Annotated in this window: 1 protein-coding gene; it reads right to left on the bottom strand. The window is 64.8% G+C overall.

What is annotated here, in order from left to right; genetic code table 11:
- Nucleotides 1-350: 350 nt before the first annotated feature.
- Entirely contained in the window at nt 351-1,799 is a 1,449-nt protein-coding gene (locus PSEWESI4_RS24875; protein ID WP_187673926.1) for a mannose-1-phosphate guanylyltransferase/mannose-6-phosphate isomerase, read from the bottom strand.
- Nucleotides 1,800-1,914 lie beyond the last annotated feature (115 nt).

Raw genomic sequence — 1,914 nt, 5'->3', positions numbered from 1 at the left:
GAGTGGGGTTGTGGGGTTGTCGTTGGCCGAAGCTCCGCCCCTCACCCTAGCCCTCTCCCGGGGGGAGAGGGGACTGGTTCGGTGTGTGCTGAGGGTTCGTGCTGGGTGTGGCCCGGATGAAATCCGGGGGCCTGCCAGCTTCCCGGATCGAATCTGAACCACAAACCTAATCAGCTCGTACAGACAGCCCCCTCTCCTATTTATGGGGGCACGCCTAGTGGAGAGGGTTGGGGAGAGGGAGCGTGGTTTCGTGATTCGACGAAGCTCCGCCCCTCACCTAGCCCTCTCCCGGGGGGGAGAGGGGACTGGACCGGTGAGCGTCGATGGTCCGTGCCAGGGCCACGGCACGGTCACTGGGCGATGGTCTTGATATGAACCTCCGCCTGTTCCCCGGTACGCCCATACACATCCTCGAAACGCTCGATGTCGTCCTCGCCCAGGTAGCTGCCGGACTGCACTTCGATGATCTCCAGCGGGATCTTCCCGGGGTTGGCCAGGCGGTGTACCGAGGCGATGGGGATGTAGGTGGACTGGTTCTCGGTGAGCAGGAAGACCTTGTCGTCGCAGGTCACCTGGGCGGTGCCGGAGACCACGATCCAGTGCTCGGCGCGATGGTGGTGCATCTGCAAGGATAACTGCGCGCCGGGCTTGACGGTGATGTGCTTGACCTGGAAGCGCCCGCCCATGTCCACCGAGTCGTAGCTGCCCCACGGCCGGTACACCTCGCAGTGGTTCTCGGTCTCGCTGCGGCCCTGGGACTTGAGGGTGTTGACCAGTTGCTTGACGTCCTGCACGCGGTCCTTGTGGGCGATCATGGTGGCGTCCTTGGTTTCCACCACCACCACGTCTTCCAGGCCGATCACCGAGACCAGCTTGCCGTTGCCGTGGATCAGGCAGTTGTGCGCGTCCTGCAGGACCACGTCGCCCTTGACCACGTTGCCGTCGCGGTCCTTCTCGTGCACGTCCCAGATCGACGACCAGCAGCCGACGTCGCTCCAGCCGGCGTCCAGCGGCACCACGCAGGCGCGCTCGGTCTTTTCCATCACCGCGTAGTCGATGGAGTTGTCCGGGCAGCAGGCGAAGGTGGCTTCGTCGATTTCCACGTTGTCGCCCTCGTGCTTGCTGCGCTCCAGGGCCAGCAGGCAGGTGTCGTAGATGTCGGCGTCGTGCTTCTTCAGTTCCTCGAGGAAGCGGCTGGCGCGGAACAGGAACATGCCGCTGTTCCAGAAGTAGTCGCCGCTGGCGACGAACTCGGCGGCGCGCTGGCCGTCGGGTTTCTCGACGAACTGGGCGACGCGGATCACGCCTTCCGGCAGGCCCTGGCCGCTGCTCGCCTTGATGTAGCCGTAGCCGGTTTCCGGTTTGCTGGCCGGCACGCCGAACAGCACCATTTCACCGCGCTCGGCGGCGATGGTGGCGAGCGCCAGGGCGCGCTGGAAGGCCTTCTGGTCCTCCAGCACGTGGTCGGCGGGGAGCACCAGCAGCAGTTCGTCGCGGCCTTCGTTGACCAGCTTCATCGCGGCAATGGCCACCGCCGGCGCGGTGTTGCGGCCGAAGGGTTCGAGGAGGACGGCCTGGGTCGCCAGTTTCAGCGCGTCGAGCTGTTCCTGGACGATGAAGCGGTGCTCCTTGTTGCAGACCACCACCGGCGCCTGCATGCCCTCGAAGGTCAGGCGTTCGAGGGTCTGCTGGAACAGGGTGTGCTCGCCGGTGAGGGCGAGGAACTGCTTGGGAAACTGCTTGCGCGAAAGCGGCCAGAGCCGGGAACCACTACCACCAGAAAGGATGACGGGGATCATGGGTATTTCTCCTGAAATTTATCCGTAGGAACTGCGCTTGTGTTTCTCGCGCCCCGGACGGCGGGTTGACGGGGCGGTTTTGTTGTTCGCTTTGCTCCCCTCTAGGGGCCGGGGG

The sequence above is a fragment of the Zestomonas carbonaria genome (assembly GCF_904061905.1).
GTDB lineage: Bacteria > Pseudomonadota > Gammaproteobacteria > Pseudomonadales > Pseudomonadaceae > Aquipseudomonas > Aquipseudomonas carbonaria.
The sequence above is the reverse complement of the archived record's forward strand: the minus strand, read 5'-3'. Positions and strand labels throughout refer to the sequence as shown.

What these genes read in the sequence shown, in the direction of transcription:
- PSEWESI4_RS24875 (WP_187673926.1), bottom strand. Translation starts at nt 1,799, where the DNA reads ATGATCCCCGTCATCCTTTCTGGTGGTAGTGGTTCCCGGCTCTGGCCG.